This window comes from Halococcus salsus, assembly GCF_009900715.1.
GTDB lineage: Archaea > Halobacteriota > Halobacteria > Halobacteriales > Halococcaceae > Halococcus > Halococcus salsus.
This window is the reverse complement of record NZ_JAAAJC010000004.1, coordinates 106,165-132,372: the sequence shown is the minus strand read 5'-3', so window position 1 is coordinate 132,372 and position 26,208 is coordinate 106,165. Positions and strand designations below refer to the sequence as shown.

The window sequence follows — 26,208 nt, the reverse complement described above, 5'->3', positions numbered from 1 at the left end:
CGAATGACACCAACCGAAACCACAAAGGAAGCGGTCTGTACGGCGATCGACGAGCATCGGGACGACCTCATCGACCTGGCGAGGGCCGTCGCGGCGGAGCCGGAGCTCGGCTACAAGGAACACGCGACGACCACGAAGGTCGTCGACGCCTTCGAGGGGATGGGGCTCGCCGTCGAGCGCGACCTCGCCATCACGGGGGCGCGTGCCACTACTCCCGCCGAAACCGAACCCGACGAGGACTCGTTCACGATCGCCGTGCTCGGCGAACTCGATGCGCTCGTCAACTGGGAACACCCGATGGCCGACCCCGAGACCGGGGCCTGTCACGCCTGTGGTCACCACGCCCAGCTGGCGAACCTGGTCGGCACCGCCTACGGGCTCACTGCCACCGGACTGCTCGACGAACTCGACGGCACCGTCGAGTTCCTCGCGGTCCCCGCCGAGGAGTATCTCGACCTGGAGTACCGTCGGTCGCTGGTCGGCGAGGAGATAGAGTTCCTCGGGGGCAAACAGGAACTGATCAAACGGGGCTACTTCGACCACGTCGACTGCGCGACGATGGTCCACGCCGACGCCGACACGCCCGGTCGGGAGGTCCTCACCCGGTCGTCGACGAACGGGTTCGTCGGGAAGTTCGTCACCTATCGCGGCCGCTCCTCGCACGCCGGGGCGGCCCCCGAGGAGGGCACCAACGCGCTGAACGCGGCGATGCTCGGGATGAACGCGGTCCACGCCCAGCGCGAGACGTTCGCCGACGAGGACAACGTTCGGGTCCACCCGATCCTCACGAAGGGCGGCGACGGCGTCAACGTCGTGCCGGCGGACGTACGCATGGAGTCGTACACCCGCGCGAGAACGACCGAAGCGGTCACCGAGGCGAACACGGCCGTCAACCGGGCGCTCGAAAGCGGCGCGATGGCCGTCGGGGCCGACGTGACGATCGAGGACTATCCCGGGTATCTCCCGTTCGAGACCGACGAGACGATGATCGAGGCCTACGAGGCGAACGCGGTCGCCGAACTCGGGGCCGAGGCGATCGACATCAGCGACCCGCACACGACGGGTTCGACCGACATGGGCGACGTCACCCAGGTGGTTCCGGGTGTTCACCCGATGATCGGCGGGTTCGAGGGCACGCCACACACCCCCGAGTTCCGGGCCGTCGACGAGGAGATGGCCTACGTCATCCCGGCGAAGCTCACGGCCTGCATGGTCGTCGACCTCCTCGCCGACGACGAGGCGAAGGCGTCAATCCGGCGGGCGAAACGCGGGAAACACACCCCCGAGGAATATCTGGAGCTCGTCAGAGGGATGCGTCGAACGGTCACCGGCGAGTACCTGTCCTGAACGCGGCCTCCCGCTCGGGTCGCCCGCCGCGACGTGGTGAACCGCTTTGCGTGATACTCCCGTGACTCCATCGGACGACTCGGCGGCTCAGTCGCGCTCGGGAACCAGCGAGCCCCGCGTCACGCTGCGGTCGTTGGACGCCCGAAGCGCCTCCTGAACGTCGTCGAGCGCGAAGTCGGCGTCGAGCAGGTCCGCGAACGGGTAGTCGTCCTCGTGAACCGCCAGGAATTCGAGCGCCTCGCGGAGGTACCACGGGTCGTAGCGCATCGTCGAGACGACGTCGATGGATTTGCGCGTCATCTTCCCCGGGTCGAAGTCGGTCGTCTCGCCGGGCACGATGTTCCCCATCTCGAGGTAGCGCCCGCCCTTCCGGAGTAGTTCGATTCCCTCGCTGAACGCGTCGGGGACGCCGGTGACCTCGACGGCGACGTCCGCCCCGAGCCCGCCGGTCAACTCACGGACTCGCTCGGCGCGTTCCTCGACGGTTCCGTACTCGTCCATGTCGATGGTGTGGTCGGCCCCGAACCGCCGCGCCAGGTCGAGACGTTGCTCGACCCCGTCGATGACGATGGTCTCGGCCCCGCTCTCGGTCGCGACGGCGAGCGCGTTCAGTCCGAGTCCGCCCGCACCCTGCACCACGACGGTGTCGTCGTGGCTCAGTCCGACTTCGTCGAAGCCGAAGAGGACCTGCGAGAGTGCACAGTTCGCGCTCGCGGCCGCCTTGTCGCCCACGCCCTCGGGCACGCGGTAGAAGTACTGGTCGGGGCTGACGTAGTAGTGGGTCGCGAACGTCCCCGTGAAGTGCGGGTGCTCGGTCGGGTTCTTCGACCACTCCCGGTAGGCGTTCGCGCACTGGCCGAACTGGCCCCGGCCACAGTACGCGCACTCCCCGCAGGTGATGAAGTAGGCCGGCGCGATGTAGTCACCCTCCTCGATGGGTTCCCCAGCCCGATCGGTCGTCACGCCGTCGCCGAGTTCGACCACGCGACAGAGGGCTTCGTGGCCGAGGCTGCCGTCGGTGATGAGCGGGTGGTTGCCCGACCAGATGTGGAGCTCGGAGCCACAGATGTTGGCCCGGACGACCTCGGTGAGGACGGCTCCCGGTTCCGGTGTGGGCAGCTCGTAGCTGTTCGTCTCGGCGACCTTCGGCGATTCGAGCGAGACGACGCGCCCGGGAGTTGTGGATGGCACGGGTGAACACACCGTTCGGCGGGCTAAAACGGGTCGGGTTCGGGCCCGTTCGCCGCTCGTGGGTCACACTCCCCGCAGGGGATCCGTCGAAACCGACGGCGTTTACAACCACGGCTTCGCATCCCGTGTATGAACGACCGAACCGAGACGGCGGCGGCGGAGCCGGGCGAGACGGTGACGATCGCGGGCTGGGCCCACGAGATCCGCGATCTTGGGGGAATTGCCTTTCTCATCGTCCGCGACCGCACCGGGAAGATCCAGGTCAAGTTCGAGAAGGACGCGATGGACGACGACCTCGTCGAGACGGGGACCGAGGTGAGCCGCGAGAGCGTCGTCTCGGTGACCGGCGCGGTCGAGGAGGAAGAGCGCGCGCCGACGGGCGTCGAGATGGTGCCCGAGTCGGTGGAGGTCCTCGCGCCCGCCGAACCCGGCCTCCCGCTCGACCCCTCGGAGAAGGTCGACGCCGAGCTTCCGACGCGGCTCGACAACCGCACCCTCGACCTCCGACGCGACGAGGCCAAGGCGATCTTCGAGATCCGTGCCGAGGTTCTCAGAGCGGCCCGCGAGGCGTTCCGCGAGTTGGGTGGGACGGAGATCACCACCCCGAAGATCGTCGCCACGGGCACGGAGGGCGGGACCGAGCTCTTCCCGATCACCTACTTCGGGCGCGAGGCGTTCATGAACCAGTCGCCGCAGCTGTTCAAACAGCTGATGGTCGGCAGCGGTCTGGAGCGGGTCTTCGAGATCGGCCCGATCTTCCGAGCGGAAGAGCACAACACGCCCCGCCACCTCAACGAGGCCACCTCGATCGACTTCGAGTCGGCCTTCATCGACCACGAGGAGGCGATGGACGCCTGCGAGCACGTGATCCGGTCGGCCTACGAGGCCGTCGCCGAGAACTGTGAGAGCCAGCTCGAAACCCTCGGCTACGAGGACTTCGAGGTCCCCGAGGAAGCCTTCCCGCGACTGAGCTACGAGGAGGCCATCGAGCGGATCAACGCGACCGGCGAGCTCGACGAGCAGCTGGAGTGGGGCGACGACCTCCCCACCGAGGGCGAGCGCGCGCTCGGCGCGGACGTCGACGGCCACTACTTCATCACCGACTGGCCCAGCGAGATCAAGCCGTTCTACATCATGGACCACGAGGACGGCGAACTCTCGACGGGCTTCGACATGATGGCCCCCTCGATGGAGCTCGTCTCGGGTGGCCAGCGTGAACACCGCCACGACCAGCTCGTCGAGGGCTTCGAACAGCAGGGCCTCGACCCCGAGGCCTTCGAGTACTACACCAAGATGTTCAAGTACGGCATGCCGCCCCACGCTGGCTGGGCGATCGGTGGCGAGCGCCTCGTGATGACGATGCTCGACCTGCCGAACATCCGTGAGGCGGTTCTGTTCCCGCGAGATCGCCAGCGTCTGAGTCCCTGACGAAGACGCTTGGAGTCACCGAGACGAACGAAGTGAATCTCGCAGGAACGGCAGCGTTCGAGTCCGTAATCACTCGGAACTGGTTGCGGCGTCTTCGATGAGTTCGTCCGCGGTCTCGCGTAACTCGCCCGTCATGTGCAACCCATGGCGGTCGATCGCCCGAATCAGGTCTTTCCCATCGTTTGGTGGTAGCCCTTCCTCGACCGCGCGGACGACGACACCGACCGTTCCCGTGACGATCGCGCCGAGCCCGTTCGCGATGGTCCGAACTCGTCGGTCGTCGGAGACCACCCCGACGGAACGTCCGGCCTTGGTTTCGACGAGAACTGCGAGGACGATCTCGAAGTCGCCATCGATTTCGGACTGGTCGAGGATCCGTTCCGCCTCCCCTCTCGCGTCCCCGATCGGTTCGTCGGACGAAACGAGTCCGTCCGAGGGAGCGCGGACGCTGTCGTGGTCGTAGAATCGATCGAGGTTGGTACGTGCTGGTTCGGTCACGACTTCGTCGTCGACGGCGGGAAGCACCGCTGGGTCTTGATCGAAGTTCAAGAGCAAGTCCAGCTCGCCGATGGTTCCAAGCGAGAGAAGCGTCGTTGCATCGACGAGGATCACAACTCTCGTGCGGCGTCGGCGTCTCGTTTCAGGTCCTCCGGTGAGAGTTGGGTCGTAAGATTTCGATCGTGGGCGATCTCAAGCCACTCGCCGAGCGAGACGTTTGCTATCCGTGCGGCCTGGTTCACTGAGATCTCCCCGGTCTGATACTGCTCAACCGCGACACGGATCCGGAGGTCCGAAAGACCTGCCTGGAGCGCCTTTCGGATGGTCGTACTCCGGTCCTCGCCCAGCAGGTCGGCGACCTCCTCCAGGGTTTCGCGCTCCTCGTCGGGGATCCGAGCGCTTATCGACGGCATGTATGCGCTGTGCTAGAACGTATTCGCTAATCAGTCTGTGGATCAACTGAAAACGAACGACCGTCCCCTGCGAGCGCTTTCACGGCTTCCGTGGTTCGACAGCCCTATCACTTCGCCGCTGATGCCGACAGCAAGACCATGCGGGTGCCGGCGACGGACGTTTGTTCGGACGCGCTGAACAGTACTCCGATGAGTGATGTAGTGCTCGGCGATGAGGAACGGCGGGCCACCGCCGACGGGGAGGACACGACGTAGATGGTTGCGCTCGGCACGATAGCCATCCTCGTCGTCGCGGTGCTCGCGAGCTTCTTCATGGCCTGGACGATCGGTGCGGGGTCGTCGGGGTCGACCCCGTTTGCGCCGGCGGTCGGCGCACGCGCCATCTCGGTGATGCGCGCGGGCTTCCTGGTGGGGATCCTCGGGCTGCTCGGCGCGGTCCTCCAGGGCGCGAACGTCGCGGACGCGGTCGGAACGGGACTGGTCGGCGGGCTCACGCTGTCGCCGACGGCCGCGACGGTGTTGCTGTTGCTCGCGGCGGTCCTCGTGGCGGTCGGGATCTTCACCGGCTACCCGATCGCCACCGCGTTCACGGTGACCGGGGCGGTCATCGGCGTCGGCCTCGGCCTCGGCGGGACCCCGGTCTGGTCGAAGTACCTCGAGATCGGCGCGCTCTGGGTGCTCACCCCGTTCGTCGGCGGCGGGGTCGCCTACGCCACCGCGCGGCTGCTCCGGGACGAACGGATCCCGGAACGCTACAGCGTCCCCGCTCTGGGGGCGGTCATCGGCCTCATCGTCGCCAACATCCCCTTCACCCTGCTCGGGCCGGACGGCGGCGCGTCGATCGCGGTCGCGGCCACCCGTGACCTCTCGATGTCGTCGTCGGTCGGTATCGCGTTGGTCTCGGTCGTCGCCGCGGTCGTCGCCGCGGGGCTGCTGGCCTACGACATGTCGGGCGGTGCGGAAGGTGCCGAACGCCGGTTCCTGCTCGTGCTCGGTGGTCTCGTGGCGTTCTCGGCCGGCGGGAGCCAGGTCGGGCTCGCGGTCGGGCCGCTGATCGCGGCGATAGGGGAAGCCTCGCTACCGATAACGCTCCCCCTGGTGGGGCTGCTGATCTTCGGTGGCCTCGGTCTCCTCGTGGGGTCGTGGATGGGCGCGCCGCGGATGATCAAGGCGATCGCTCAGGACTACTCCTCGCTCGGTCCCCGACGATCCATCGCGGCGCTGATCCCCTCGTTCGCGATCGCGCAGGCCGCCGTGGTCTTCGGGATCCCGGTCTCGTTCAACGAGATCATCGTGAGCGCCGTGGTGGGGAGCGGCTACGCGGCGGGCGGGGCGGGCGTCAGCGGCGCGAAGATGGGGTACACGGTCCTCGCCTGGATCGGGTCGCTGGCGCTCGCACTGGGGCTCGGTTACGGGATCATCACCGTCGTCGAGCTGCTCTGAATCGCTCCGGACCCGTTTCCGTTAGTCGTTCTCGGGGCCCGCCTGCTCCACGTCGATCGGGTCGCGGTCGCGACCGCCCCGCCAGCTGAACAGCCACTCGCGGGTCGAGAGCTGGCGTATCTCGGGAAACCGCCGGCGTTCGGTCTGGCCGTAGTTCACCAGCGCCACGAGCACGACCCCGCCGACGGTGTTGCCGAGCAACACCGGCAGCCAGAACTCGGCGAACACCGCGAACAGCCCGGCGTCGCCGACGAAGACCGCGAACAGCGCGTCGGCGGCGGTGACGACGACGTGGTAGAGCTCGGTGGCGACGATGGTGTAGAAGACGACGTAGATCAGGAGCAGACGGGCGATCGAGTCCCGGACGGCGTGGCCGAGCCACACGACGCCCGCGACCAGCCAGCCCGCGAACACCGCCTTGAAGAAGAGGTCCCACCAGCCGGTTTCGAGACCCGACTGGGTGAACTCCGCGGCGGCCGCCATCGCCGGTGGCGAGAGCACGTGAGTGTGGGCGAGCACGAACACGCCGAGGCCCGCCCCGAGGACGTTCCCGACGAGGACGATGACCCAGACCCGGAGCATCAGGGGCAGGCTGGCGAGGCGGGCGAGAAAGAGCGCGACCGGGGGTAGGGTGTTCTCGGTGTAGAGCTGGTAGCGCCCGAGGATGATGTAGATGAAGCCGATGGGGTAGAGCAGCGAGGCCAGCAAAGTGTTCTCGGGGAAGTACGCCGTCAGCGCGGCGTGGGCGACGAACGTGAGCACGATGGCGAAGCCCGCGGCGAGCCCGCTGAAGAAGAGTTCGCGCGCGCCGGTCGAGACCTCCTCGTCAGCGGTGGCGAGCACGCGCTGGAAGATCTCCTCCGAGGAGAAGCGGTCGCCCATCGCCCAGCCCGCGTTCGGCGCGCCGGAGGCGGCGTGGCCGGTGGACTCGCGGATCGGGTCCCCGTCGTCGGGTGCCTCGGTCGAACCCTCCCGAGTCCGGTCGCCGTCCCCGGGGTCGCCGTCGTTCACCGACACGCACGCGCCTCCGGGGGGTACCGCTCGCCGTCCCGACGCTGGAGGCATGGTTCCGTTGGTTTCGATCCCGGCATTCGGTAGCGGGAAAAGAGCCGATCGATACATAGCGCTATCGCCAGCGGGTGCAGGCGATTCCACCGGACGGGACCCCTATCGAGCGGACCGATCCGCCGCCCGAACGGGCGGCTTATCCCGGCCGCCGCCGAGGCTGGGATATGACGCGGAGCCGTGCCCGAGGGAGCGCCACGACCGACCGACTCCGGGCGTTCGTCCCCGGTCACGTCACGGGGTTCTTCAGCGTCCACCGCCACGAGGACCCTCGAAAGACAGGGTCCCGAGGCGTCGGCCTCGCACTCACCGACGGCGTGACGGTCGAACTCGTTCCCGCCGACGAGCCTGCGGTGGTCCTCGACGGCGACCCGGTCGAGATGGAGGCCGTGACCCGCACGCTCGACGCGCTCGGGGTCGCGGCACGCGCGGTCGTCGAGACCTCCGTCCCCGTCAGCGCGGGCTTCGGGGTCTCCGGCGGTGCGGCGCTCGGGACCGCGCTCGTCGCGAACGCCGCGGACGACCTCGCGCTCACCGAGAACGAACTCGTCGGGGTGGCCCACGCCGCCGAGGTCGAAGCGGGAACCGGCCTCGGGGATGTCGTGGCTCAGGCCCGCGGCGGGGTCCCGGTCCGACTCGACCCCGGCGCACCGGTGATGAACCGTCTCGACGGGCTCTCGGTACCCGAAACCCGGATCGAGTACGTCTCGTTCGGTGGGCGCTCGACCGACGAGATCATCGGTGGCGACGTCGGGACCCTCTCGGTGGCGGGCGAGCGCGCGCTCGACGCGCTGCTCGACGAACCGACGCTCCCGCGGGCGCTGGCGCTCTCGCGGTCGTTCGCGATCGAGGCCGACCTGCTCACCCCGCCCGTCGAGGCGGCCATCGAGGCCGTCCGCGAGGCGGGTGGCGAGGCCGCGATGGCGATGCTCGGCGACACGGTGATCTCGCTCGGCGACGGCCTCTCGGCGGCGGGCTACGACCCGGTCGTCTGCGAGGTCGACCCGTGTGGTGCGCGGTTGGTCTGACCGCCCGGCGCACGGAACGGTCGATTTTTCCCGATTCATCACGAATTCGTGGTATGAGCCACACGGCGGTCCCCGACGACCACCCCCGGAGCGCGTCGCTCCGGACCCGCCACCGGATCGAGGCCGGCATCGACGCCGGGATCACGAGTCGACAGGGGCTGATCGCGGAGGGCCGTGGCGAGGCCTTCGATTACCTCATCGGCGAACGGACCATCGAGAGCGCCGCCGCCGCCGAGCGCGCCGCCGCCGCCCACCTCCTCCGCGCGGAGTCGCCCGTGGTCTCCGTCAACGGCAACGTCGCCGCGCTCGCGCCCGAGGCGGTGGTCGACCTCGCCGACGCCACGGATGCGGCGATCGAGGTCAACCTCTTCAATCGGACCGAGGCGCGGATGAACGCGATCGCCGACCACCTCCGCGACCACGGGGCGAGCGAGGTGAAGGGACTCACCGCCGACGCCCGGATCCCCGGTCTCTCCCACGAGCGCGGCAAGGTCGATGCCGACGGGATCGGTGCCGCCGACGTGGTGTTGGTTCCCCTGGAAGACGGCGACCGCGCCGCGGCGCTCGCGGAGATGGGCAAGACCGAGATCGTGATCGACCTCAACCCACTGTCGCGCTCGCCGCAGGCCGCCGCCGTCCCGGTGGTCGACAACCTCGTCCGTGCGCTCCCGGCCATCACCGAGCACGCCCGTGACCTCCGCGACCGACCCGAGGAGTGGGACGCGATAATCGAGAACTTCGACCGCGAGGCGGCGCTCGCCGACGCTGAACGGGCGATCCGGTCGGGACAGCTGGACTGAGGTCGGGTTCCGACTACGTCGCCAACCGACTTTGGTTGACGGCGTAGACCGTGACGGTGTCCTCTTGATAGGCCACCCGAACACCCTGGAGGTCGTCGAACGGCTCGACGTCGCCGTAGCGGATGCGTTCGGTCGGGCTGACGTAGACGTACTCGACGCCGTACTGGTCGAGCAGCGCGACGCGCTGTTCGTCGGTTCCGAGGTAGATCGTGTTGACGGCTCGCACCCGATCCGCGTAGGCCGTCCAGCCCCGGTACTGGATCTCGTGTGGCACCCCGATCACGGTCGGCAGACCGGTGAGGCTCGCCGCCGGTGCGGCGCTCCAGCGGTAGATGTAGGGGCTTGCGGCCGAGACGATGGTCGGGCGACCCGACCGGTCGTCGAGCCACTCGATCCCCGCGACCTGGCCGGGGACGTTGTTCTCGGCCGCCGCCAGCCCGTCGAGCGTCGGCTCCTCGACCGGCGAGTTCGCGAAGTGACTCGTGAACGCGACCCCGCCGAACGTCGCGGTCGAGACCACGAGCACGCCCGCGAGCGCGCCCGCGAGCACCTGACGGCGCGACCACGACCAGCGCCGGCGACCGCGGACGAGCCGGGGGAGGATCACCCCGACCGCGCTCGCCCAGAGCACCCACGCCGGCATGTAGGTCTTCACGACGGTGTTGAACCGGGTACCGCCGCCCTCCTTGATGTAGACGACTTCGGCGAGGAGGACGAGCCCGAGCCCCGCGACAACGAGGACGCCCTCGAAACCCGTCCGGTCGGTCGCGACGAAGTACCAGCCGGCGGCGAGCAGCACGCCGAACAGCGCGAGCGGGGCGAGCGCGGCGGGCACCAGCACGACGACCGCGACGAACCAGCACAGCACCGCGACGGCGGCCGGGGTCTGCCAGCGCTCGCGAACCTGTGCGACGTAGTAGGCGACGAACACCGCGAGGAACGCCCCGTGGATCAGGAGGAGCGAGCCGAGCGGGCTGCGCGCACCCGCCGCGACCGCCGCGACCGGAGTCGAGGGACCGCTGCTGAGCGGACCGAAGACGAACGGTAGCGCCGCGACGATTCCGAGAACCCCCACGACGCCCGCCGCCACGAGCGCACCGACGAGGCGGGCGAGCGCCGCCGATGCCCGACCGGTCGTCGCCCGTTCGACGTACGGCGAGAGGTCGGCGGCCGCCCTCGATGGCAGAAGGTTTCGGAGGCGGGCCGGCGCGAACGTGAGCGTGAGCCAGACCACGCCGCCGGCGACCGCGAGCCCCCAGGTGTTGACGATGACGATGAACCCGACGACGAACGGTATCGCGCCGAACAGCAGGACCTGTCGCCGACGGCGGTGGGTCTCGGGAGTCCGGTAGTAGGCATAACAGAGCCCGACCACGACGACGAGAAACGGCGTGCTCACGGCGTACGGCCGGAGGTCGCCCCGGACGATGGCGAACAGCGGGAACGGGTTGTAGAGGTCGGCCATGATCCGGCCCGCGCTCTTGAAGTAGTAGTTCGAGGCGATCGGGGTCAGTATCGCCTCGGCCGCGAACTGGGTGTGCACGGACGCGAGCGCACCCGCCGCGGGCTCCCGGAGCCCCGACGGCAGGCGACGGACGACCAGTCGAACGGCCGTCGCGAGGTTCGCCGCGCCCACGGCGAAGAAGACCGCCGTCACGCCCGCGAGGGCCCGTGTCGTGTTGGGCTTCGAAAGCCTCTTTCCCCCGAGGGTCTCCTTCGCACGGTCGAGCCGCCGGCCCACCGAGACCGCGCCGGCGAGTTCGTAGACCCCCGCCGCGAGCGCACCGTAGAGGCCCGCCATCGAGAGGTTGAACCCGTACCACGGGTGGACGTCGAGCAGCCGGCTCAACATCGAGGTGAGGAGGTGGCCGCCGTAGTAGTAGATCACCGCCTCCCCCGAGAACCACATGTCCTCGGGCGGGAGAGTGGGCGCACGATAGAGCGACATCACGAGCCCGAAATCCAGGAACTTCTCGCCGTCGGGGGTGATCCCCGGGTCGACGCCGCGAACCGCGATCACGACCAGGTAGACGAGGGTGAACACCACGAGGACCTCGGCGGCCGCCCGGCGGTCGACCTCGACGCCGCCCCGGACCGAGGCCATCGCACAGACCGCGAGCCCGGCGAGTCCCGCGATCACCGCGACCCAGCCCAGCGCGAGGTGGCCGACCCAGAACCCGACGAGACCGAAGACGGCGAACGAGAGCCCGAGCGAGAAGCCAGCCCCCCGGCCCGGCAGCGACGAACAGAGCCGCGCGGCGACCGGCAGGCCGAACAGCCCGAGCACGACGTAGGCGACCCACCACACGACGACGAGACCGTACTCCATCCAGTTTGGAAGGCGGGGACGCCCGTTATACGCACTTCGGATCGACCCCGGCCGTCGACGCCGAACCCGCCCTCGACGGAACACTTTTCTACCACGACTGAATATCACTGGGTTGTATGACCCAGTTCAGCGACGTGGGCGAGGCGGACGTCACGCGAGCGATCGGCCAGGAGTGGACCGAGGAGTTCCTCGACTACACGGAGTCGGACGTGATAATCGTCGGCGGCGGCCCCTCGGGCCTGATGGCGGCGACGGAGTTGGGCGAGCGCGGCGTGAAGGCGATGGTCGTCGAGAAGAACAACTACCTCGGGGGTGGGTTCTGGCTCGGTGGTTTCCTGATGAACAAGGTCACGGTACGGGACCCCGCCCAGTCGGTGCTCGACGACCTCGACGTGAGCTACGAGGAATCGGCGGACTCGGAGGGGCTCTACGTCGCGAACGGTCCGGAGGCGTGTTCGGGACTGATCAAGGCGGCCTGTGACGCGGGCGCGAAGATGCAGAACATGACGGAGTTCACCGACATCGTGGTGCGCGAGAACCACCGCGTCGGCGGGATCGTGATGAACTGGACGCCGGTCCACGCCCTCCCGCGGGAGATCACCTGCGTCGACCCGATCGCGGTCGAGAGCGAGGTCGTGGTCGACGCCACCGGCCACGACGCGATGGTGGTCTCGAAGCTCGACGAACGGGGTGTGCTCGACGCGCCGGGGCTCGGGAGCGCCGCCGAGAGCGCGACCGGGATGGACCACACAGGAGAGGATTCCTACGGTGCGCCGGGTCACGATTCGCCGGGCCACGACTCGATGTGGGTCGGGAAGTCCGAGGACGGCGTGGTCGAACACACCGGAAAGGTCCACGACGGCGTCGTCGCGTCCGGGATGGCGGTCGCCACGACCTACGGCCTGCCCCGGATGGGACCGACCTTCGGCGCGATGCTCCTCTCGGGCAAGCGCGCCGCCCAGGCCGCCATCGACGAGCTCGGGATCGACGCCGACCCGATCGAACTGACGCCGCGGGCACCCGCCGACGACTGATCCCGCGACCCTACGATTCGACGAGTTCGACGAGGTTGCCCTCCGGGTCGCGGACGAACAGGATGCGCGACCCGCTGCCGGTCGTTCGGGGTTCGCTCAGCGTCTCGACGGATTCGGGCAGCCCCTCGTAGAAGCCGTCGACGTCGTCCGTCGCGAGGCCGAGGTGTTTCGCGCCGGGCTGGTTCACCATCGTCTCACCTACTGTTTCGCCCTCTGGCTCGTACTCGATGAGTTCGACGCGCGACCCGCCGGCGTCGAGGTGCGCGAACTTTCCCGTGGCATCCTCGACGGCGACCGCCGCCGCGAACTCGTCGTCCGAGAGGGTGAACTCCGCCGCGACGTCGAGACCGAGCACGTCGCGGTAGAACTCGATGGCCGTGTCGAGGTCGCGAACGGTGATCCCGGTGTGGTGGGCGGTGAGGTCGATATTGCTAGTGTCGCTCACGAGCCGACTACTCGGGTCGGGGTCGAAAACCGTTCGGTCGCCGGTGGGGCGTCGTGACGAGTCGGCGGATGGACTCGAACGCTTGTGTGAGGGTCAGACGCCGTGGGTCGAGTTCCGGATCCCGACGTGGGCGAACGCGAGGAGGGTGGCGAGCAACCACACGCCGACGACGGTATTCGTGAGGGCGCTTGGAACGATCGGCGGGAGGAAGAACGCCGCGAGGAAGGCAACGAGTGCGAGCACGGTCAGCCACTTGTAGACCCGGACGGCGTCGGCCATCGTCAGCGCTCGCTCGTCCTTTCGTGGGTCGTCCGTCGCCATACCGGACTGTTCCAAACCTACCCTCATGAGCTTTCAGGCGTCTCGCCGTCTCGCTCGACGGTGGCGGAACTCAGTCGAACGAACCCGAGCGCGAACGCCTCGTGGGCGTATTCAGGACGACCTTCGAGCGGCTCGCGGGCGGCGGCCACGCGGTCGTCGAGCGGTTTCCACGGCGGGGTCGAGTATCGGAGCCGGGTCGTGGGCGGGGCGCTCGCGGCGACGAACAGTCGAAAGAGCGCGTCGAGCGGGCGCGCCCGCGGGTCCGTGCTTCGGCTGGCGTCGAGCAGCGCGATTCGACCGCCGGGCCGGACCAGCGAGCACCACTCCTCGACCGCCGCCGCAGGGTTGCCGAGCATCCCGACCACGAAGCTCCCGAGCACGGCGTCGATCGGTCCCTCGATCGGCGGCGCGGTCGCGTCACCGCGGACGAGGTGGACGTTCTGCCAACCTCGCTCCTCGACCCGGACCGCCGCGCGGTCGAGCATCCCACGCGTGAAATCCACCCCGACGACCGTGCCGCTCGCGCCGACCCGTTCACGCAAGTACGGAAAGTTCGCGCCGGTTCCACAGCCCATCTCGACCACGGTGTCGCCGGGCGAGAGGTCGAGGCTCTCGGCAGTGCGCTCGCGCCACGACCCGACCCCTGGAAAGGTGGCGACGAGATCGTAGAGTCGCGCCCACCGGCCGTAGAAGGTCTGCGCCTCGTTCGTGCCCCGGTTCGCCGCGTCGGTGTGCTGCCCCATATCAGACGAGGTCGCGGACGCGGGCGGCGGCGTCCTCGGCGCTCGGCGCGAGGAGGTAGACGATGGCCTCGATACCGAACCCGCCCGCCTGGTAGAGCACGTCGGCGTCGGCGGCCTCGACCGCCCCGATGGCCGACTCGGCGTCGGTGTCGCCGTCGAACTCCACAGTGCGAAAGCCCTCGGCTTCGAGCCGTTCGACGATCGCCGGATCGTAGCGGAGGTTGAGCGCGGCGCGCGCGTCGCTGCCCGCGGCGCGCGCGGCGAGCAACACGCCCGCGACGTGGCCCGAGACCCCGAACTCCGGTTCGCCCGGCACGGTGGTTCGGCCCTTCACGTCGAAGATCCGGCCCGGAACGCCGGCGACGTCCTCGATCCCGTTCGGCTCGGGGACGCACTCGACGAGGTTCGAGCCCACGTTCGGGATGAGGCTCGCGAATCCACCGGTCGTTTCGAGCGTGGTGAGCCCGCGCCGGACCGACGCCAGCGTGCGCTCGGCCGCTCGGAGGTCGCTGTCGGCGTCGTGGACGTCGAAGCCCGCGTTGCCCGCGAGCCCCGGCACCGCCTCGGCGTGGAGATCGGCCAGAAGGTCGCCGCGTTCGAGCGCCCGGATCAGGATCTCGGTCTCGACCAGCGCGCCGACCTGGGTCGTCTCGCCGGTCGCGAGGCCGTCGGCGAGCTCGTCGACGAGGGTGGCGACCCGGTCGTCCTCGCTTATCCGGTCGTTCCGCGCCACCTCGCCGTGGGCGTACTTCGAGACCGCCGACTGGCTGATGTCGAGGATGTCGGCCACCTCGCTCTGGGTCAGCCCGCGCTCGCGGAGGCGCTCGGCCAACAGCGAGCGAAACGTGGGCAGGAACTCGTCGACCACGATCTCCTCGACGAACCTCATCGCGGTTCCTCGTCCCCCTCGATCCCGGCACGCTGGTCGCCACCGAACTCGTGGTCGTTGCCGATCCGGGAGGCCTGTGGCCCGGTCTGGTCCTGATACTTCGAGCCCCGACCCGCACCGTAGGGCTCCTCGGCCGGCGATTTGAGTTCGGTGAAGACCACCTGCGAGATCCGCATGCCGGGCGAGAGCGCGACCGGCGCGGTCCCCAGATTCGAGAGTTCGAGCGTGACCTGGCCCCGATAGCCCGGGTCCACGATGCCCGCCGTGGCGTGGATCACGACCGCGAGCCGGCCGAGCGAGGAGCGCCCCTCGACGTGGGCGATCAGGTCGTCGGGGACCGAGAGCCGTTCGACGGTCGTCCCCAGCACGAAGTCGCCCGGATGGAGGATGAACTCCTCGTCCTCGTCGACGACGGTCTCGGTGACGTACTCGTCGACCTCGTTCGTCGAGTCGGGGTGGATACAGGGGATGTTGGTCCGCTGGAATTCGAGGAACTCCCGACCCAGCCGGAGGTCGACGCTCGCGGGCTGGATCTGGAGGGCGGGGTCGGCGAGCGGCTCGATGGCGAGGCTGCCCGCCGCAAGCCGCCGGCGGATGTCGCCGTCCGAGAGTATCATACCCCGAAACCACGGCGAAGCGGCCTAAAACCTTCCCGTCGAGTTCGGTCCCCATGCAAGGGCAAGGGCTTTCCGGGGAGCGGCTGTCGCACGGGACGATGGCTTCCGATGGCGAGTTCGGTCCGTTCACCAACCGAGCGCGCGTCGCGTGGTGGGTCTTCGTCCTCGCTCTCGGGCTCGTCGCGGCCTATCTCGCGTACTCCTTCGTCGGTGTGATCGTCCTCGGCGTCTTCGGCTACTACGCTACGAGACCGATCTGCCGACGGTTCGCGCGCTACACCGACTCCCCCGGGCTCGCGGCGGTCACCACCGTCGTCGTGGTGGTCGTCCCGATCCTCCTGCTCGTCGTCTACACCGGTTTCCGTATCTACCAGCAGGTCCGGCGGCTCCTCTTCTCCGACAGTTCTGAGAGCATCGCGACGTACCTCAACGTCAGCGCGCTCCCCGCCGACCAGCAGGCGATGGTCAGCTCGTTGCTTCGGAACCCGGCTCAGCTCGTCAGTCAGCCCCGTCAGGTCCTCGACCTCCTCCCGACGCTGCTCCAGCAGGGCACGCTGGTCTTCAACGCGGTGTTCGGCGGCCTCCTGCTCGTCGCGCTCGCGGTCGCGCTCTCGTACTACCTGCTCGAAAACGACCACCGGCTCGCGCGTGGGTTCGAGTCGCTGGTCGGCGGCGAGGACACCGTCGCCTACGCCTACGCCTCGACGGTCGACGCCGACCTCGAATCGGTCTTCTTCGGCAACGTCCTGTTCGTCGCCGCGATGACGGTCATCGCCGGGGTCACCTACGAGGCCACCACCCTCCTCGCTCCGGCGGGCATCGAGGTCCCGCTGATCCTCGCGCTCTCGGTGCTCACCGGGCTCACGAGCCTCCTCCCGATCGTTGTCAGCAAGGTGGTCTATCTCCCGCTCGTCGGCTACCTCGCGCTGCAGGCGCTCGACGCCGGTCGCGGCGCGCTCGCGTTCGTGGTCGGGGTGTTGGTCGTCTACTTCCTCGTGCTCGACATCCTCCCCCAGACGTTCGTCCAGCCCTACATCACGGGTCGCCAGCTCGACATGGTACTTCTGATGTTCTCGTACATCCTCGGCCCGACCCTCCTCGGCTGGTACGGTTTCTTCGTGCTCCCGATCGTCTTCATCGTGATGCTCGAAGCCGTGCGGATCGTGCTCCCCGAACTCGTTCGTGGCGAGCCCCTCACCCCGACGATCTCGCTCGGTCACGGCGTCGGCAGCGACGTCGAATCGACGCGCGTCGGGGTGTCGGCAACGGACGACCCGATCGACGAGGCCGGCGAGGACGAGACGGCCACCGAGAACTGACCGATCGCTGGGTTCGCTGGATCGAGCGGCTGAGAAGGAATTCGGTGACTACAGCGCTTGCGAGGGTTCCTCGTCGCGTCGCGTGTCGCCGCGACGGTATCGGTCCAGCCGTCGGTAGCCCGTTATCGTTCCGCCGTCGTCGACCTGGAGCGCGTACCGCCCGATGATGTCCTGGGTGTCGGGCACCGAGTTGCGCTCGACGATCTCGACGAGGGCGTGCCAGTCGCCGTCGTCGTTCTGTTCGATCTCGATGACGCTATCGAGCGGACGGCCGATCAGGTCCGCGGCGGCGTCGCGGACGTGGTTTCGAACCTCGAGGATGCCGGGGCTGACGCTCTCGCCACCGTCGGCGGTGGTCTGGTCGGACCCGTCCGATCCGCCGTCCGCCTCGCTCTCGTCGTCTTCGACGGCGTCGAGACGTTCGTCGATCGCGTCGAGGGCTCCGGTCCGGTTCTCGTTCTCGGATTCGGACTCGCGGACCTCCTCGAGGGTGTCCGGGTCGTCGATCGATTCGAGTTCGTCGCGCAGTTCGTCGATGGTATACTCGCTTGGGTCGAGGTCAGCCATTGGTGGATGGTATCATCTCGGGGGTGATATATAAAACGCCGCACGGGTTCGGGCGCGACGCCCGACCGATGGTGGGCGTTACTGCTCTTGTTCTTGCTCTTCGATCCGGACTTCCGGCTCGTCGGGTTCGGGCTGGACCATCGGCGAGGTACCCAGATCGAGGTCCTTCAGGTCCTGGAGGTCCCCGGACTGGCTCGCCATCTCCAACTTGGATATCTCCTTCCCGTAGTGGAGGAAGGTGTCGACCGAGGCGACGACCACGCGCGCCTCGACCGTGAGGATCTCGATACCGACCACCGAGACACGCGCCCAGATGTCGATGACGATCCCCTTATCGAGGATTCGGTCGAGCACTTCGGCCAGACTGTCGCTTGAGGGTCGTGCACTCATCGTACTCCCTTCGAGGATGGGCCACCTAATACTCTTTGGGCAAGCACCGGCAGGGTGGGGTGCCGCCGGTGGTTCGATCCGGCCGTCGAATGGGGGGCGGGAGACCGAACGCGGTCCCGCGAGAGGTTGCGCGTGCTGGCGACATGCCTATTAGCACGACCGCTGATACTATGGTATGGCGCGCGAGAGTTGTCCGTGCGTCGTCCCATCATGAGCGAGAACCTCTACGCCTACGGCGTCGTCGAGAACGAGGAGCTGGAGTTCGAGGTCGACGGCGTTGCGGGTGCGACGAACGCCTACACGGTGAGCCACGGCCCGCTCGCGGCCATCGTGACCGACATCGACACGATGGACCCCGAACTCTCGGACGAGAACGCCCGCGCGCACGACGACGTCCTCCAGACCGTCCTGCTCGACGACGGCGGCCGAACGGTGGTGCCGATGCAGTTCGGGTCGGTCTTCAAGAACGGCCGGGCGCTCAAGAACGTGCTTCGGGGCGGCCGGCGGGCGTTCACGAAGGCGCTCCGCGAGATCGACGGCTACTTCGAGTTCGGCGTCAAGCTCGTCGCCGACGAGGACGCCTCGATCGACGCCGAGGCGGTTCGCGAGGACGCCGTCGAACGGTTCGCGGCGGCCAGCGTCAACGAAGCCGAGAACGACCGGTTCAGCGACCGGCTCGTGATGAACCGGTCGTATCTCGTCGACCGTGACGAACGGATCGCGTTCGACGAGGCCGTAGACGCGGTCACCGACGACTACGGCGATGTCCTCACGGTCCAGTACACCGGGCCGTGGCCGCCGTACAACTTCGTGGACATCGAGATCGGTGCACAGGGGAATCAGCAATAGTGTTCATCCTCGACGACCTCCTCCTGCGCCCGATCGTCTCGGTCGCGAACGTCATCCACTCGATGGCGATCGAGGAGCTCTACGACGTCCAGGGGATACAGGACGAGATCAAAGAGAACCGATTGCTGTTCGAGATCGGCGACCGCGATGTCGAGGAGTACGAACGCAGACAGGACGAGCTGCGAACACAGCTCGACGTCGCGCGCGAGGCGCGCGAGACGCTGTCGAGCAAGGTTGAGGTGAAACGATAATGACATCCGATGACCATGACGCGGAACGAAGCGACGCCGGTGGATCGGGGTTCGTCCGGACGGTGTTGTCGGGGCTGTTCGAGACCATCGCCGACATGGACGAACGGAACCAGCGACGCCGGAGCGCGACCGGGAGCGGCCGCAGCGGCTCCACCCGGTTCGACTACGGGCTCGACGTCGGGATCGGACCTGGCCGGGACGAGTCGCAGTCGCGTGACCCGGAGGTCGAGACCGACTACGCGGCCTCCGTGAACCCGACCGACGAGGGCTGTATCGTCACGCTCGACCTCCCGGACGTCGACCCGCACGACCTCGCGGCGGGCGTCGACTCGTCGGGCGAGACCCTCGTGGTCGGGACGGATTCGGTGATACTCGAACGCGTCTCGCTCCCGCGTGGGGACCTCGCGGTCGCGGACGCGTCGTTCAACAACGGCGTGCTCGACGTTCGACTCGTCGTCGAGGGGGCGGCATGAGCGACTCCGAATCGAAGGAACGGATGGCCGAGGCCGCCGACAAGCTCGACTCCGCGCTCGGCGCTTCGGAGCGGAACGCGAACGAGGAGACCGACGAGACCGAGACCGCCGAGGAATCCGGCGAGGCCGAGGACGCACTCCCCGAGCTGCCGGAGATGGACGGTCTCATCGAGCGCGTCGAGACCGACATCGAATCGCTCCTCGGGGTGTTGAACGGCGAGATCGCGTTCTCGGAGGCCCGCGAGGACATCGAGGACCTCGGGAACGTCATCGAGGAGACCGGCGAGCTCCTCGACACCGTCGACATGAGCCAGCTCCCCGACGCCATCGACATCGAGGAGCTCCCGTCGGCGATCGACGCCGACGAGCTGCCGGAGGCGATAGCGACCCTCGAACCGGGCCGCGCGGTCGAACTCACCCAGCTCGCCTCGCTCGTGGAGTTCAACGAGCTCTGGGGGTCGGTCGACGTCCGGGAGTTCATCCGGAACAAAGAGGAACTCGAGGACGCCACCGACGAGGTCACCGACGACGATCCGGACGATTCGGGGGCCGACGACTCCTCGATACTGGGTTCGTCCGACGACTCGTCCATGTTTGGTTCGTCCGACGACGGATCGGGAACCGATGACTCCTCGATGCTGAGTTCGTCCGACGATGGACCGGACACGAGCACGTCGTCGGCCGACGGTCCCTCGCTCGCCGAACAGCAGGCGGCCGCCCAGGCGACGATCCAATCGAAGCTCCGGGACGCGATCGGGGAGTTCCGCGAGAGCGTGCTCGACACGCGCGAGCAGGTCAAGGAGGCGCGCGAGACCGCGAACGAGAAGATCGAGGAGAAGACCGGGGGCGACATCGGCCAGCCCTCCTCCCGGAACCCGACCGCGGTCTCGACGATGACCGCGGGCTGGAAGACCGGTAGCTGGTCGTCGACGGGTTACTCGACGGTGCCGGCCGAGACGCGCCACTCGAACGCGCCGAACCACCCCCGGCTCTACGGTTCGCGATTCGAGGGCATCCGGAACGAGGAGGCCGACGATGAGTAGCGGCGGTCCAACGCGAGAGAGCGACAGCCTCGCCGACGTGGTGGAGATGCTGCTCGACAAGGGGGTCGTGATCAACGCCGACATCGTGGTCTCCATCGGCGACACCGAACTCCTCGGAGTCCAGCTCCGGGCCGCGATCGCCTCGTTCGAGACCGCCGCCGAGTACGGTCTCGAGTTCCCGGACGGCACCGACATGGAACGGGTCGAGGCGGCCTCCGGGCGGTCCGAGCTCCCGGACGAGACGGACGACGAACAGACCACGATCGACGCGGTCGGCGAGGAGGTCGTCGACGCCGCCGGCGACTCCGACGACCAGGGCGAGCCCGGGATCCGTTCGCGGCCGGACTCCGACGAGGACGACGAAGCGGACGAGGACGGTGAGACCGAGGAGCCCAAGGAGGTCGTGGAGGAGGCCAATGACGACGATTGACGTCGACGGCGACCAGGCGCGCGACGGGCTGATGACCCTGGTGGTCACGGTGGTCGAACTCCTCGTGGACGCGATGGAACGCGAGGCGATCCGCCGGATGGAGTCGGGCGAACTCACCGACGAGGAGATCGAGCGGCTGGGCTCGCAGCTGGCGGCGCTCGAAACCGAGATCGAGAACATCAAGCAGGACGAGGGGATCGAGGAGCCGGTCGACGACCTCCGTGGCGAGCTCGACGGGCTGGTCCGGGACCTCGTCGAGCGTGCCGACGAACCCCGCGACGAACGGGGCGTGATCGACGGTGTCTGAGACCGACGCGTTCGACGAGGGACGGTACCTCTACTGTGCCGTGCGGCTGGACGGCGACGCCGAGTTCTCGGCGACCGGCGTCGACGACGAACCCGTGCGGCTGGTCGCGGTCGACGACATCGGAGTCGTGGTTCACGACTGTGAATCCCTCTACGACACCGCCGACATGGACGTGGTGCGGACGTGGGTGCTCCAGCACCAGCGCGTCGTCGACGAGGCGGGCGAGGCGTTCGACACCCCGCTTCCCTTCCAGTTCGACACCGTCGTGACCGGGAGCGACGAGAGCGTGCGCGAGTGGGTCCGCGAGGAGCGCGAGACCGTCGGTGACTACCTCGACGCGGTCGCCGGCCACTGGGAGTACCGGATCGAACTCCGGCGCGACGAGCAGGCGTTGGTCGAAGACCTCGAAGCCAGCGACGACCGGCTCGGGGAGCTCGACACCGAGATCGCCGACGCGGGTTCGGGGACCGCGTTCATGCTCGAGAAACAGTACGACCAGCGGCTCCGCGAGCTCAAGCGCGAACGCCGTAACGAGCGGGCGGGGGCGCTCCACGAGCGGCTCGAATCGGTCGTCCGCAACGTCTCCGAACTCGGCGAGCGAACCACGCTCGACGACGAGGACGCCGGCGACGACGGTATGGAGACCCAAGCCCGGTTCACGGTGCTCGCGCCGGCCGACCGCGAGGACGACCTCGGCGACCTGCTCGACGAGGTCGCGGCCGAGTCCGGGGTCGAGGTCAGGTTCACCGGGCCGTGGCCGCCGTACTCGTTCGCGCCGGCCATCGGGGGTGAGGATGGAGCCGAAACGGGCTGACGACGACGTCATCGTCGACCTGCTCGACGTCATCCTCCGCGACGGGGCGGTGATCGAGGCCGACGCCATCATCAGCGTCGCCGACATCCCCCTCGTCGGGCTGAAACTCCGGGCGGCGCTCGCCGGGATGGCGACGATGACGGAGTACGGCATCTTCGAGGAGTGGGACCGCCAGCAGCGCCAGCGTGCGCTCGCCGGCGACGAACTCACCGACGCGCGGTTCGCGGAGGGACCGACCGACGACCCGGGCCAGTTGGAGGGAGAGGAGCCGTGACACCGATCCCGGCCCCGGAGACGGGGATCCACGCCCGTGCAAGCAGCGCAGTTATACCACCGACCCGGCCATATCGACCCATCGAGCGACTCGCTCGCCGACGAAACTCAACCATGACCCGACACCAACAGCGACCGGACGGCGTCCCGAAGCGGAACCAGCCCTCGTTCCCGACCCCGGAGGTGAGCCGATGGGTGTAGCCACGACCCTCTTCCGGCTCATCGGCGGGATCGTCGGCGAGCGGGTCGGAAGCTCGATCGGCGACCGGATCGAGCGATCGTTCCTCGGGAGCAACGGGGACGAAACCGACGAGGACGAGGAAGAAGGGGACGAAGCGGACGAATCCGACGAGGACGAAGAAGAGGAAGCCGACGAAGAGGAGGCCGAAGAAGAGGAAGGAACCGACGAGTCGAGCGAGACGGAGTCGGACGAGGACGAGTCGGCCGGCGGGAGCGTCGCGGAACGGGTGACGAGCGCCCTCGACTCGGTGGCGGGCGGCTCGGACGAGGACGAAGACGAGTCGAGCGCGCTCGGCGACCTCGACGCGATGTCCGACGAGGACCTCCAGGACCTGGCCGAGACCCTCGTCGACGAACTCAACCGACGGAGCGAGGAGTAGGGCTCACTGACGCCCGCGATCTTTTTCGAAGCATCGACCGAGTAGGCAGTCCTTTATTCGCCGCCGCCTGGATCCGGACGTGAAACAGGCCATCGTCGCGCGCACCGACATCGGGATGGGGAAGGGAAAGCTCGCCGCGCAGGTCGCCCACGCCTCGCTGTCGGCCTACGAGGACGCCGACCGACGCGCTCGGACGGCATGGAAGGGCGAGGGCCAGAAGAAGGTGGTGCTGAAAGGCGATTCCGAGCGCACGCTGTTCGAGCTCGCCGACCGCGCCGAGCGCGAGGGGCTGCCCCACGCCGTCATCCGCGACGCGGGTCACACCCAGCTCGACCCCGGCACCGTGACGGCGCTCGCGGTCGGGCCGGGTGAGGACCGCGTCGTCGACCGCGTGACGGGCGACCTCTCCCTGTACTGATCCGTCGGACGGACCGGTGTCAAGGGCCAGGGCGCGTGCTGCCCGATTCCCCCGACGCGAGATGAGCGGTTGTTTACACGGAACCGCTCCACAAATAACGACGATCTCGATCTTCGAGCCCGAAATCGGCGGCGATCCGGACGGATCGCGAAGCCGTTATACGGTTTCACCGACCGGTGTTCGTGTGGATGATCGATGACGACTGACCCAGCGCGGACGGCGACCGATGGCGAGGACGAGCCGGGGGAGGGCCCCTACGACTATCCCGAACCGCCGACGGAGCTCACGGCGGGCCGACGGGGGAACTGGCTCAAACTCCTCGCGTACTTCGGGCCGGGCGCGGTCGTGGCGTCCGCGACCCTCGGCTCCGGCGAGGTGCTGTTCGCGCCGCGGGGTGGGGCGATCTTCGGCTACGCGATCCTCTGGACGCTGGTCTGGGCGGGGCTCGTCAAGGGGATCGTGGCCTACTCCGGGATCCGGTACTACACCCTGACGGGCGAGCACGTCACCTCCCGGTGGGCGAAGCTGCCGGGCCCGCGGGGCTGGTTTCCGCTGCTGATCGGGGTGATATCGATCGCGGCCTTCCCGGCGTGGATCGCGGGCTACGGCGAGTTCCTCGGGCAGATCGTGACCTGGACGCTCGGCGTCGGGCAGAACGAGACCAACTTCGCGGTCGTGGGCACCGTCTTGATCCTAGTGACGGCGGCGCTCGCGATCCTCGGTGGCTACGACCTCGTCGAGCGTGTACAGGTCCTGATCGTGGCGTTCCTCTCGGCGGCGATCCTCGTGTTGACCGTGAGTTCGCTCCCCTCGCCGGTAGCGATCCTCGGCGGGCTGGTCCCCTCGCTTCCGGGCGGCTATCCCTCGTTCGTGGTCGACAACTACCCCACGATCGCCGAGCGGCCCGTCTGGGTCGAGGTCGTGACGTACATGGGGGCGGTCGGCGGTGGAGTCTACGACTACGTCGGTTACGTCGGCTACGCCAAGCGACGAGGCTGGGGGATGCTCGGCCGGTCCGACCACGCCGAGGTGGAGCGGTTCGTCCGGGAGCTCGACAGCAGCGAGACCGTCCCGATCGCCACGAGCGAGGCCAACCGAAAACGCGGCCGGGCGTGGCTGAAGGCCCCACAGATCGACGTGCTGGTCGCGTTCGTCGCGATCACCTTCTTCACCGCAGCGGCGATGATCCTGGGTGCGGAGAGTCTCAACACCGCACAGCTTGTGCCCGCCGACTTCCAGCTGTTCCAGTATCAGGCCCAGTGGTTCGCCGACATCAACCCGAGCCTCACGATCCTCTGGCAGGTCGGGGTGTTCTTCGCGATCTTCGGGTCGCTCTACGCCGTCTGGGAGGGCTACACCTGGACGTGGCTCGAATCGTTCAAACCCTTCTCCGCCCGGATCCGTCGGCTCGAACGCGACCGCCTGGGGCTGGCTCGAACGATAACGGTCGTCTACGCCGGCGGGGTCGCGCTCGTCCTGCTCTGGTCGGACCTCGACGCCATCAGCATCGTCACCCCGGCATCGCTGCTCGGCGGGGTGTTCGGATGTGGACTCTGGTGCTGGGCGATGCTGTGGGCCGAGAAGACCGCGCTGCCCCCCGAGTGGCAGGGCGGCTGGAAACTCGACCTCGGGCTCGTCGTCGCCGGGTCGTTCCTGACGATCGCCGGCGTCGTCTCGATCGCCCAGTTCTTCGGGTTCGCACCGTAGTCGGACCCGACCACTTCTTCCGGACACCGACGGACGGTGCGAAGGCCTAAACGGGCCGACGGTGTCGCTCCCCGTATGGAACTGATCGCCGAACCCGATGAGTACCGGATCCTGGTCGCGCTCGCGGTGTTGGCGGTGATGTGGGTCTACGTGATCGGCTCACAGGTCGGGTTCTGAGCTCTCGGGGGCCGAGGACCCGCCTTCGAGCGTTTCGAGCCGCCCGTCGAGTACCCCGAGTGCCCGTCGGACGCGATACCAGCGGAGCCCACAGTAGCCGGCGACGACGGCGGTACAGCCGGCGAGCACGACCGAGACGAGCGCCGCGGCGGCCGCGACCACGAGACAGCCCGCGGCCAGCCCCGCCCAGAGGTGGTGTTTACCGCGATACTCGGCGCGGACCTCGCGCAACATCGTGGCCTGCTCGCCGGTGGTGTACTCGCGGTCGGTGTCGACCTCGTACCGCGCCACCAGCCCCGTCTCGTCCTCGCTGTGCTCGCGTGAGGCCGCCACGGTCCGACCGAGGAGCCACCGTCGCGAGGCGTAGACGCCACCGAGGAGGGGTAAGAAGCCGGCGACGAAGCCGTACCGGAAGTAGACGACGACCGTGAGCACGAAACAGCCACCTGCGAGCCCGAGCCAGGCGGCCGGCGTCGACGGTGCTCGACGATCCATTCCGTCGACCTACGACACAGCGCGGCAAAAACGCGTTCATCGGCGTCCGTCGTCAGTGCTCGATGCTTTTCCCCGCTCCCCTCGTTCCGGCCGCATGGACTGCCCCGACTGCGGAGACGAGACCGTCGCGTTCGCCGTTCCGGACGAGTATCGGGAGTTCACCCCGGACGACGACGAGGTGCTCGCGCTCTGTCCGACCTGTCTCGGACTCCACCCGACCGCGGACGCCGACCCGGATCCCGATTTCGCGCGGGTGGGCGAGGCCTTTCCGAGCGGTGCGGCCGCGATACCGATGGCGCTCGCGCTCGGGCTGCTCGATTCGCTCGCGCTCCACCGCTCGGCCATCGAGACGTTGCTCGAACGGGTCGAACGCGCCGGGGCCGACCCGCTGTTGGTGCTCGACCGCCTCGCGGCCGATCCGGAGGTCGACGCACGGATGGACCTCGACGGACGGCGGCGGCAGGTGGCGCAGTTCCGGGGGTGA

The 26,208-nt window shown here is 68.4% G+C and carries 33 protein-coding genes; 20 read left to right on the top strand and 13 right to left on the bottom strand.

Going from position 1 to position 26,208, the window contains the following annotated elements; translation table 11 throughout:
- Positions 1-3: 3 nt before the first annotated feature.
- Positions 4-1,347, top strand: a complete 1,344-nt coding sequence (locus GT355_RS12155) for an amidohydrolase (RefSeq protein WP_160134878.1) — start codon at positions 4-6, stop codon at positions 1,345-1,347.
- A gap of 87 nt (positions 1,348-1,434) precedes the next feature.
- On the opposite strand, the gene GT355_RS12150 is transcribed toward GT355_RS12155, so the two are convergent.
- The gene (locus GT355_RS12150) at positions 1,435-2,538 is read right to left on the bottom strand and encodes a zinc-binding dehydrogenase (RefSeq protein WP_160134877.1); all 1,104 of its coding nucleotides are present in this window, start codon (positions 2,536-2,538) and stop codon (positions 1,435-1,437) included.
- Between the two features lie 129 nt (positions 2,539-2,667).
- Between GT355_RS12150 and aspS the strand changes: the two genes are divergently transcribed.
- Positions 2,668-3,966 carry an aspartate--tRNA(Asn) ligase gene (gene aspS, locus GT355_RS12145; protein ID WP_160134876.1) on the top strand — a complete coding sequence of 433 codons (1,299 nt, stop codon included), beginning with the start codon at positions 2,668-2,670 and terminating at the stop codon, positions 3,964-3,966.
- 69 nt (positions 3,967-4,035) lie between these two features.
- Here the strand turns inward: aspS and GT355_RS18060 are convergent, their stop codons facing one another.
- Positions 4,036-4,578, bottom strand: coding sequence for a PIN domain-containing protein (locus GT355_RS18060; protein WP_192928011.1), 543 nt, complete (start codon positions 4,576-4,578; stop codon positions 4,036-4,038).
- Positions 4,575-4,877: a UPF0175 family protein gene (locus tag GT355_RS12135; protein WP_160134875.1), complete on the bottom strand. Its 303-nt coding sequence runs from the start codon at positions 4,875-4,877 to the stop codon at positions 4,575-4,577. The genes GT355_RS18060 and GT355_RS12135 overlap by 4 nt, the downstream gene beginning before the upstream one ends.
- A 90-nt stretch (positions 4,878-4,967) precedes the next feature.
- On the opposite strand from GT355_RS12135, the gene GT355_RS12130 reads away from it, so the two are divergent.
- Positions 4,968-5,132 carry a hypothetical protein gene (locus tag GT355_RS12130; RefSeq protein WP_160134874.1) on the top strand — a complete coding sequence of 55 codons (165 nt, stop codon included), beginning with the start codon at positions 4,968-4,970 and terminating at the stop codon, positions 5,130-5,132.
- Positions 5,133-6,320, top strand: coding sequence for an inorganic phosphate transporter (locus tag GT355_RS12125; protein ID WP_160134873.1), 1,188 nt, complete (start codon positions 5,133-5,135; stop codon positions 6,318-6,320).
- 21 nt (positions 6,321-6,341) lie between these two features.
- Here GT355_RS12125 and GT355_RS12120 read toward each other — a convergent pair whose 3' ends face one another.
- Entirely contained in the window at positions 6,342-7,337 is a 996-nt protein-coding gene (locus tag GT355_RS12120) for a formate/nitrite transporter family protein (RefSeq protein WP_160134872.1), read from the bottom strand.
- A 215-nt stretch (positions 7,338-7,552) separates the two neighbouring features.
- Here GT355_RS12120 and GT355_RS12115 point away from each other — a divergent pair, with 215 nt between their 5' ends.
- Complete coding sequence (locus tag GT355_RS12115; RefSeq protein WP_160134871.1) at positions 7,553-8,413, top strand: pantoate kinase; 861 nt, start codon at positions 7,553-7,555, stop codon at positions 8,411-8,413.
- 53 nt (positions 8,414-8,466) lie between these two features.
- On the top strand, positions 8,467-9,213 hold the full coding sequence (locus tag GT355_RS12110) for a 4-phosphopantoate--beta-alanine ligase (RefSeq protein WP_160134870.1): 747 nt from the start codon (positions 8,467-8,469) through the stop codon (positions 9,211-9,213).
- A 13-nt stretch (positions 9,214-9,226) separates the two neighbouring features.
- On the opposite strand, the gene GT355_RS12105 is transcribed toward GT355_RS12110, so the two are convergent.
- Positions 9,227-11,542, bottom strand: coding sequence for a DUF2298 domain-containing protein (locus GT355_RS12105; protein ID WP_160134869.1), 2,316 nt, complete (start codon positions 11,540-11,542; stop codon positions 9,227-9,229).
- Between the two features lie 116 nt (positions 11,543-11,658).
- Here GT355_RS12105 and GT355_RS12100 point away from each other — a divergent pair, with 116 nt between their 5' ends.
- Positions 11,659-12,576, top strand: coding sequence for a sulfide-dependent adenosine diphosphate thiazole synthase (locus GT355_RS12100; protein WP_160134868.1), 918 nt, complete (start codon positions 11,659-11,661; stop codon positions 12,574-12,576).
- A gap of 10 nt (positions 12,577-12,586) precedes the next feature.
- Here GT355_RS12100 and GT355_RS12095 read toward each other — a convergent pair whose 3' ends face one another.
- From GT355_RS12095 to dcd, 5 genes are all read right to left on the bottom strand, one after another.
- Positions 12,587-13,021, bottom strand: coding sequence for a VOC family protein (locus GT355_RS12095; protein WP_240145803.1), 435 nt, complete (start codon positions 13,019-13,021; stop codon positions 12,587-12,589).
- 93 nt (positions 13,022-13,114) lie between these two features.
- Positions 13,115-13,342, bottom strand: coding sequence for a hypothetical protein (locus tag GT355_RS12090; protein WP_240145802.1), 228 nt, complete (start codon positions 13,340-13,342; stop codon positions 13,115-13,117).
- A 23-nt stretch (positions 13,343-13,365) separates the two neighbouring features.
- Positions 13,366-14,085: a class I SAM-dependent methyltransferase gene (locus tag GT355_RS12085; protein WP_160134866.1), complete on the bottom strand. Its 720-nt coding sequence runs from the start codon at positions 14,083-14,085 to the stop codon at positions 13,366-13,368.
- A 1-nt stretch (position 14,086) separates the two neighbouring features.
- Positions 14,087-14,974, bottom strand: coding sequence for a thiamine-phosphate synthase family protein (locus GT355_RS12080; RefSeq protein ID WP_160134865.1), 888 nt, complete (start codon positions 14,972-14,974; stop codon positions 14,087-14,089).
- Positions 14,971-15,591 carry a dCTP deaminase gene (gene dcd / locus GT355_RS12075; protein WP_120074893.1) on the bottom strand — a complete coding sequence of 207 codons (621 nt, stop codon included), beginning with the start codon at positions 15,589-15,591 and terminating at the stop codon, positions 14,971-14,973. Before dcd ends, GT355_RS12080 begins: the two co-directional genes overlap by 4 nt.
- A gap of 98 nt (positions 15,592-15,689) precedes the next feature.
- On the opposite strand from dcd, the gene GT355_RS12070 reads away from it, so the two are divergent.
- Positions 15,690-16,910, top strand: coding sequence for an AI-2E family transporter (locus tag GT355_RS12070; RefSeq protein ID WP_160134864.1), 1,221 nt, complete (start codon positions 15,690-15,692; stop codon positions 16,908-16,910).
- Positions 16,911-16,958: 48 nt separating this feature from the next.
- On the opposite strand, the gene GT355_RS12065 is transcribed toward GT355_RS12070, so the two are convergent.
- Together GT355_RS12065 and gvpA are read right to left on the bottom strand one after the other, a co-directional pair.
- Positions 16,959-17,477, bottom strand: a complete 519-nt coding sequence (locus GT355_RS12065) for a gas vesicle protein GvpO (RefSeq protein WP_160134863.1) — start codon at positions 17,475-17,477, stop codon at positions 16,959-16,961.
- 78 nt (positions 17,478-17,555) lie between these two features.
- Positions 17,556-17,867, bottom strand: coding sequence for a gas vesicle protein GvpA (gene gvpA, locus GT355_RS12060; protein WP_010612514.1), 312 nt, complete (start codon positions 17,865-17,867; stop codon positions 17,556-17,558).
- Positions 17,868-18,077: 210 nt separating this feature from the next.
- Between gvpA and GT355_RS12055 the strand changes: the two genes are divergently transcribed.
- The 11 genes from GT355_RS12055 (at position 18,078) to GT355_RS12005 (ending at position 25,052) form a co-directional block, all read left to right on the top strand.
- Positions 18,078-18,716 carry a GvpL/GvpF family gas vesicle protein gene (locus GT355_RS12055; RefSeq protein ID WP_160134862.1) on the top strand — a complete coding sequence of 213 codons (639 nt, stop codon included), beginning with the start codon at positions 18,078-18,080 and terminating at the stop codon, positions 18,714-18,716.
- On the top strand, positions 18,716-18,967 hold the full coding sequence (gvpG, locus tag GT355_RS12050) for a gas vesicle protein GvpG (protein ID WP_160134861.1): 252 nt from the start codon (positions 18,716-18,718) through the stop codon (positions 18,965-18,967). The genes GT355_RS12055 and gvpG overlap by 1 nt, the downstream gene beginning before the upstream one ends.
- Positions 18,967-19,440, top strand: a complete 474-nt coding sequence (gene gvpH / locus GT355_RS12045) for a gas vesicle protein GvpH (RefSeq protein WP_160134860.1) — start codon at positions 18,967-18,969, stop codon at positions 19,438-19,440. Before gvpG ends, gvpH begins: the two co-directional genes overlap by 1 nt.
- Positions 19,437-20,483, top strand: coding sequence for a hypothetical protein (locus GT355_RS12040; protein ID WP_160134859.1), 1,047 nt, complete (start codon positions 19,437-19,439; stop codon positions 20,481-20,483). Before gvpH ends, GT355_RS12040 begins: the two co-directional genes overlap by 4 nt.
- Positions 20,476-20,913 (top strand): gas vesicle protein GvpJ, encoded by a 438-nt coding sequence (gene gvpJ / locus GT355_RS18475; RefSeq protein ID WP_160134858.1) that lies wholly within the window; start codon positions 20,476-20,478, stop codon positions 20,911-20,913. Before GT355_RS12040 ends, gvpJ begins: the two co-directional genes overlap by 8 nt.
- A complete protein-coding gene (gvpK, locus tag GT355_RS12030) occupies positions 20,900-21,220 on the top strand; it encodes a gas vesicle protein GvpK (RefSeq protein WP_007695223.1) in 321 nt (106 codons plus the stop codon). The genes gvpJ and gvpK overlap by 14 nt, the downstream gene beginning before the upstream one ends.
- On the top strand, positions 21,213-22,034 hold the full coding sequence (gvpL, locus tag GT355_RS12025) for a gas vesicle protein GvpL (RefSeq protein WP_160134857.1): 822 nt from the start codon (positions 21,213-21,215) through the stop codon (positions 22,032-22,034). The genes gvpK and gvpL overlap by 8 nt, the downstream gene beginning before the upstream one ends.
- Positions 22,015-22,308, top strand: coding sequence for a gas vesicle protein GvpM (gene gvpM, locus GT355_RS12020; RefSeq protein WP_160134856.1), 294 nt, complete (start codon positions 22,015-22,017; stop codon positions 22,306-22,308). Before gvpL ends, gvpM begins: the two co-directional genes overlap by 20 nt.
- Positions 22,309-22,498: 190 nt before the next feature.
- Entirely contained in the window at positions 22,499-22,927 is a 429-nt protein-coding gene (locus GT355_RS12015; protein ID WP_160134855.1) for a hypothetical protein, read from the top strand.
- A 79-nt stretch (positions 22,928-23,006) separates the two neighbouring features.
- Positions 23,007-23,345: a peptidyl-tRNA hydrolase Pth2 gene (pth2, locus tag GT355_RS12010; protein WP_160134854.1), complete on the top strand. Its 339-nt coding sequence runs from the start codon at positions 23,007-23,009 to the stop codon at positions 23,343-23,345.
- A gap of 195 nt (positions 23,346-23,540) precedes the next feature.
- Positions 23,541-25,052: an Nramp family divalent metal transporter gene (locus GT355_RS12005; protein ID WP_160134853.1), complete on the top strand. Its 1,512-nt coding sequence runs from the start codon at positions 23,541-23,543 to the stop codon at positions 25,050-25,052.
- Between the two features lie 159 nt (positions 25,053-25,211).
- Here GT355_RS12005 and GT355_RS12000 read toward each other — a convergent pair whose 3' ends face one another.
- Complete coding sequence (locus tag GT355_RS12000; RefSeq protein WP_160134852.1) at positions 25,212-25,724, bottom strand: hypothetical protein; 513 nt, start codon at positions 25,722-25,724, stop codon at positions 25,212-25,214.
- A gap of 94 nt (positions 25,725-25,818) precedes the next feature.
- Between GT355_RS12000 and GT355_RS11995 the strand changes: the two genes are divergently transcribed.
- Positions 25,819-26,208 carry a DUF6276 family protein gene (locus GT355_RS11995; RefSeq protein ID WP_160134851.1) on the top strand — a complete coding sequence of 130 codons (390 nt, stop codon included), beginning with the start codon at positions 25,819-25,821 and terminating at the stop codon, positions 26,206-26,208.

Excerpts from the sequence above, each read along its gene's own strand:
- GT355_RS12155 (WP_160134878.1), top strand. The coding sequence starts at position 4 with ATGACACCAACCGAAACCACAAAGGAAGCGGTCTGTACGGCGATCGAC.
- aspS (WP_160134876.1), top strand. The coding sequence starts at position 2,668 with ATGAACGACCGAACCGAGACGGCGGCGGCGGAGCCGGGCGAGACGGTG.
- GT355_RS12135 (WP_160134875.1), bottom strand. The coding sequence starts at position 4,877 with ATGCCGTCGATAAGCGCTCGGATCCCCGACGAGGAGCGCGAAACCCTG.
- GT355_RS12125 (WP_160134873.1), top strand. The coding sequence starts at position 5,133 with ATGGTTGCGCTCGGCACGATAGCCATCCTCGTCGTCGCGGTGCTCGCG.
- GT355_RS12115 (WP_160134871.1), top strand. The coding sequence starts at position 7,553 with ATGACGCGGAGCCGTGCCCGAGGGAGCGCCACGACCGACCGACTCCGG.
- GT355_RS12110 (WP_160134870.1), top strand. The coding sequence starts at position 8,467 with ATGAGCCACACGGCGGTCCCCGACGACCACCCCCGGAGCGCGTCGCTC.
- GT355_RS12105 (WP_160134869.1), bottom strand. The coding sequence starts at position 11,542 with ATGGAGTACGGTCTCGTCGTCGTGTGGTGGGTCGCCTACGTCGTGCTC.
- GT355_RS12100 (WP_160134868.1), top strand. The coding sequence starts at position 11,659 with ATGACCCAGTTCAGCGACGTGGGCGAGGCGGACGTCACGCGAGCGATC.
- GT355_RS12090 (WP_240145802.1), bottom strand. The coding sequence starts at position 13,342 with ATGGCGACGGACGACCCACGAAAGGACGAGCGAGCGCTGACGATGGCC.
- GT355_RS12085 (WP_160134866.1), bottom strand. The coding sequence starts at position 14,085 with ATGGGGCAGCACACCGACGCGGCGAACCGGGGCACGAACGAGGCGCAG.
- GT355_RS12080 (WP_160134865.1), bottom strand. The coding sequence starts at position 14,974 with ATGAGGTTCGTCGAGGAGATCGTGGTCGACGAGTTCCTGCCCACGTTT.
- dcd (WP_120074893.1), bottom strand. The coding sequence starts at position 15,591 with ATGATACTCTCGGACGGCGACATCCGCCGGCGGCTTGCGGCGGGCAGC.
- GT355_RS12070 (WP_160134864.1), top strand. The coding sequence starts at position 15,690 with ATGGCTTCCGATGGCGAGTTCGGTCCGTTCACCAACCGAGCGCGCGTC.
- GT355_RS12065 (WP_160134863.1), bottom strand. The coding sequence starts at position 17,477 with ATGGCTGACCTCGACCCAAGCGAGTATACCATCGACGAACTGCGCGAC.
- gvpA (WP_010612514.1), bottom strand. The coding sequence starts at position 17,867 with ATGAGTGCACGACCCTCAAGCGACAGTCTGGCCGAAGTGCTCGACCGA.
- GT355_RS12055 (WP_160134862.1), top strand. The coding sequence starts at position 18,078 with ATGAGCGAGAACCTCTACGCCTACGGCGTCGTCGAGAACGAGGAGCTG.
- gvpH (WP_160134860.1), top strand. The coding sequence starts at position 18,967 with ATGACATCCGATGACCATGACGCGGAACGAAGCGACGCCGGTGGATCG.
- GT355_RS12040 (WP_160134859.1), top strand. The coding sequence starts at position 19,437 with ATGAGCGACTCCGAATCGAAGGAACGGATGGCCGAGGCCGCCGACAAG.
- gvpJ (WP_160134858.1), top strand. The coding sequence starts at position 20,476 with ATGAGTAGCGGCGGTCCAACGCGAGAGAGCGACAGCCTCGCCGACGTG.
- gvpK (WP_007695223.1), top strand. The coding sequence starts at position 20,900 with ATGACGACGATTGACGTCGACGGCGACCAGGCGCGCGACGGGCTGATG.
- gvpM (WP_160134856.1), top strand. The coding sequence starts at position 22,015 with ATGGAGCCGAAACGGGCTGACGACGACGTCATCGTCGACCTGCTCGAC.
- GT355_RS12015 (WP_160134855.1), top strand. The coding sequence starts at position 22,499 with ATGGGTGTAGCCACGACCCTCTTCCGGCTCATCGGCGGGATCGTCGGC.
- GT355_RS12005 (WP_160134853.1), top strand. The coding sequence starts at position 23,541 with ATGACGACTGACCCAGCGCGGACGGCGACCGATGGCGAGGACGAGCCG.
- GT355_RS12000 (WP_160134852.1), bottom strand. The coding sequence starts at position 25,724 with ATGGATCGTCGAGCACCGTCGACGCCGGCCGCCTGGCTCGGGCTCGCA.
- GT355_RS11995 (WP_160134851.1), top strand. The coding sequence starts at position 25,819 with ATGGACTGCCCCGACTGCGGAGACGAGACCGTCGCGTTCGCCGTTCCG.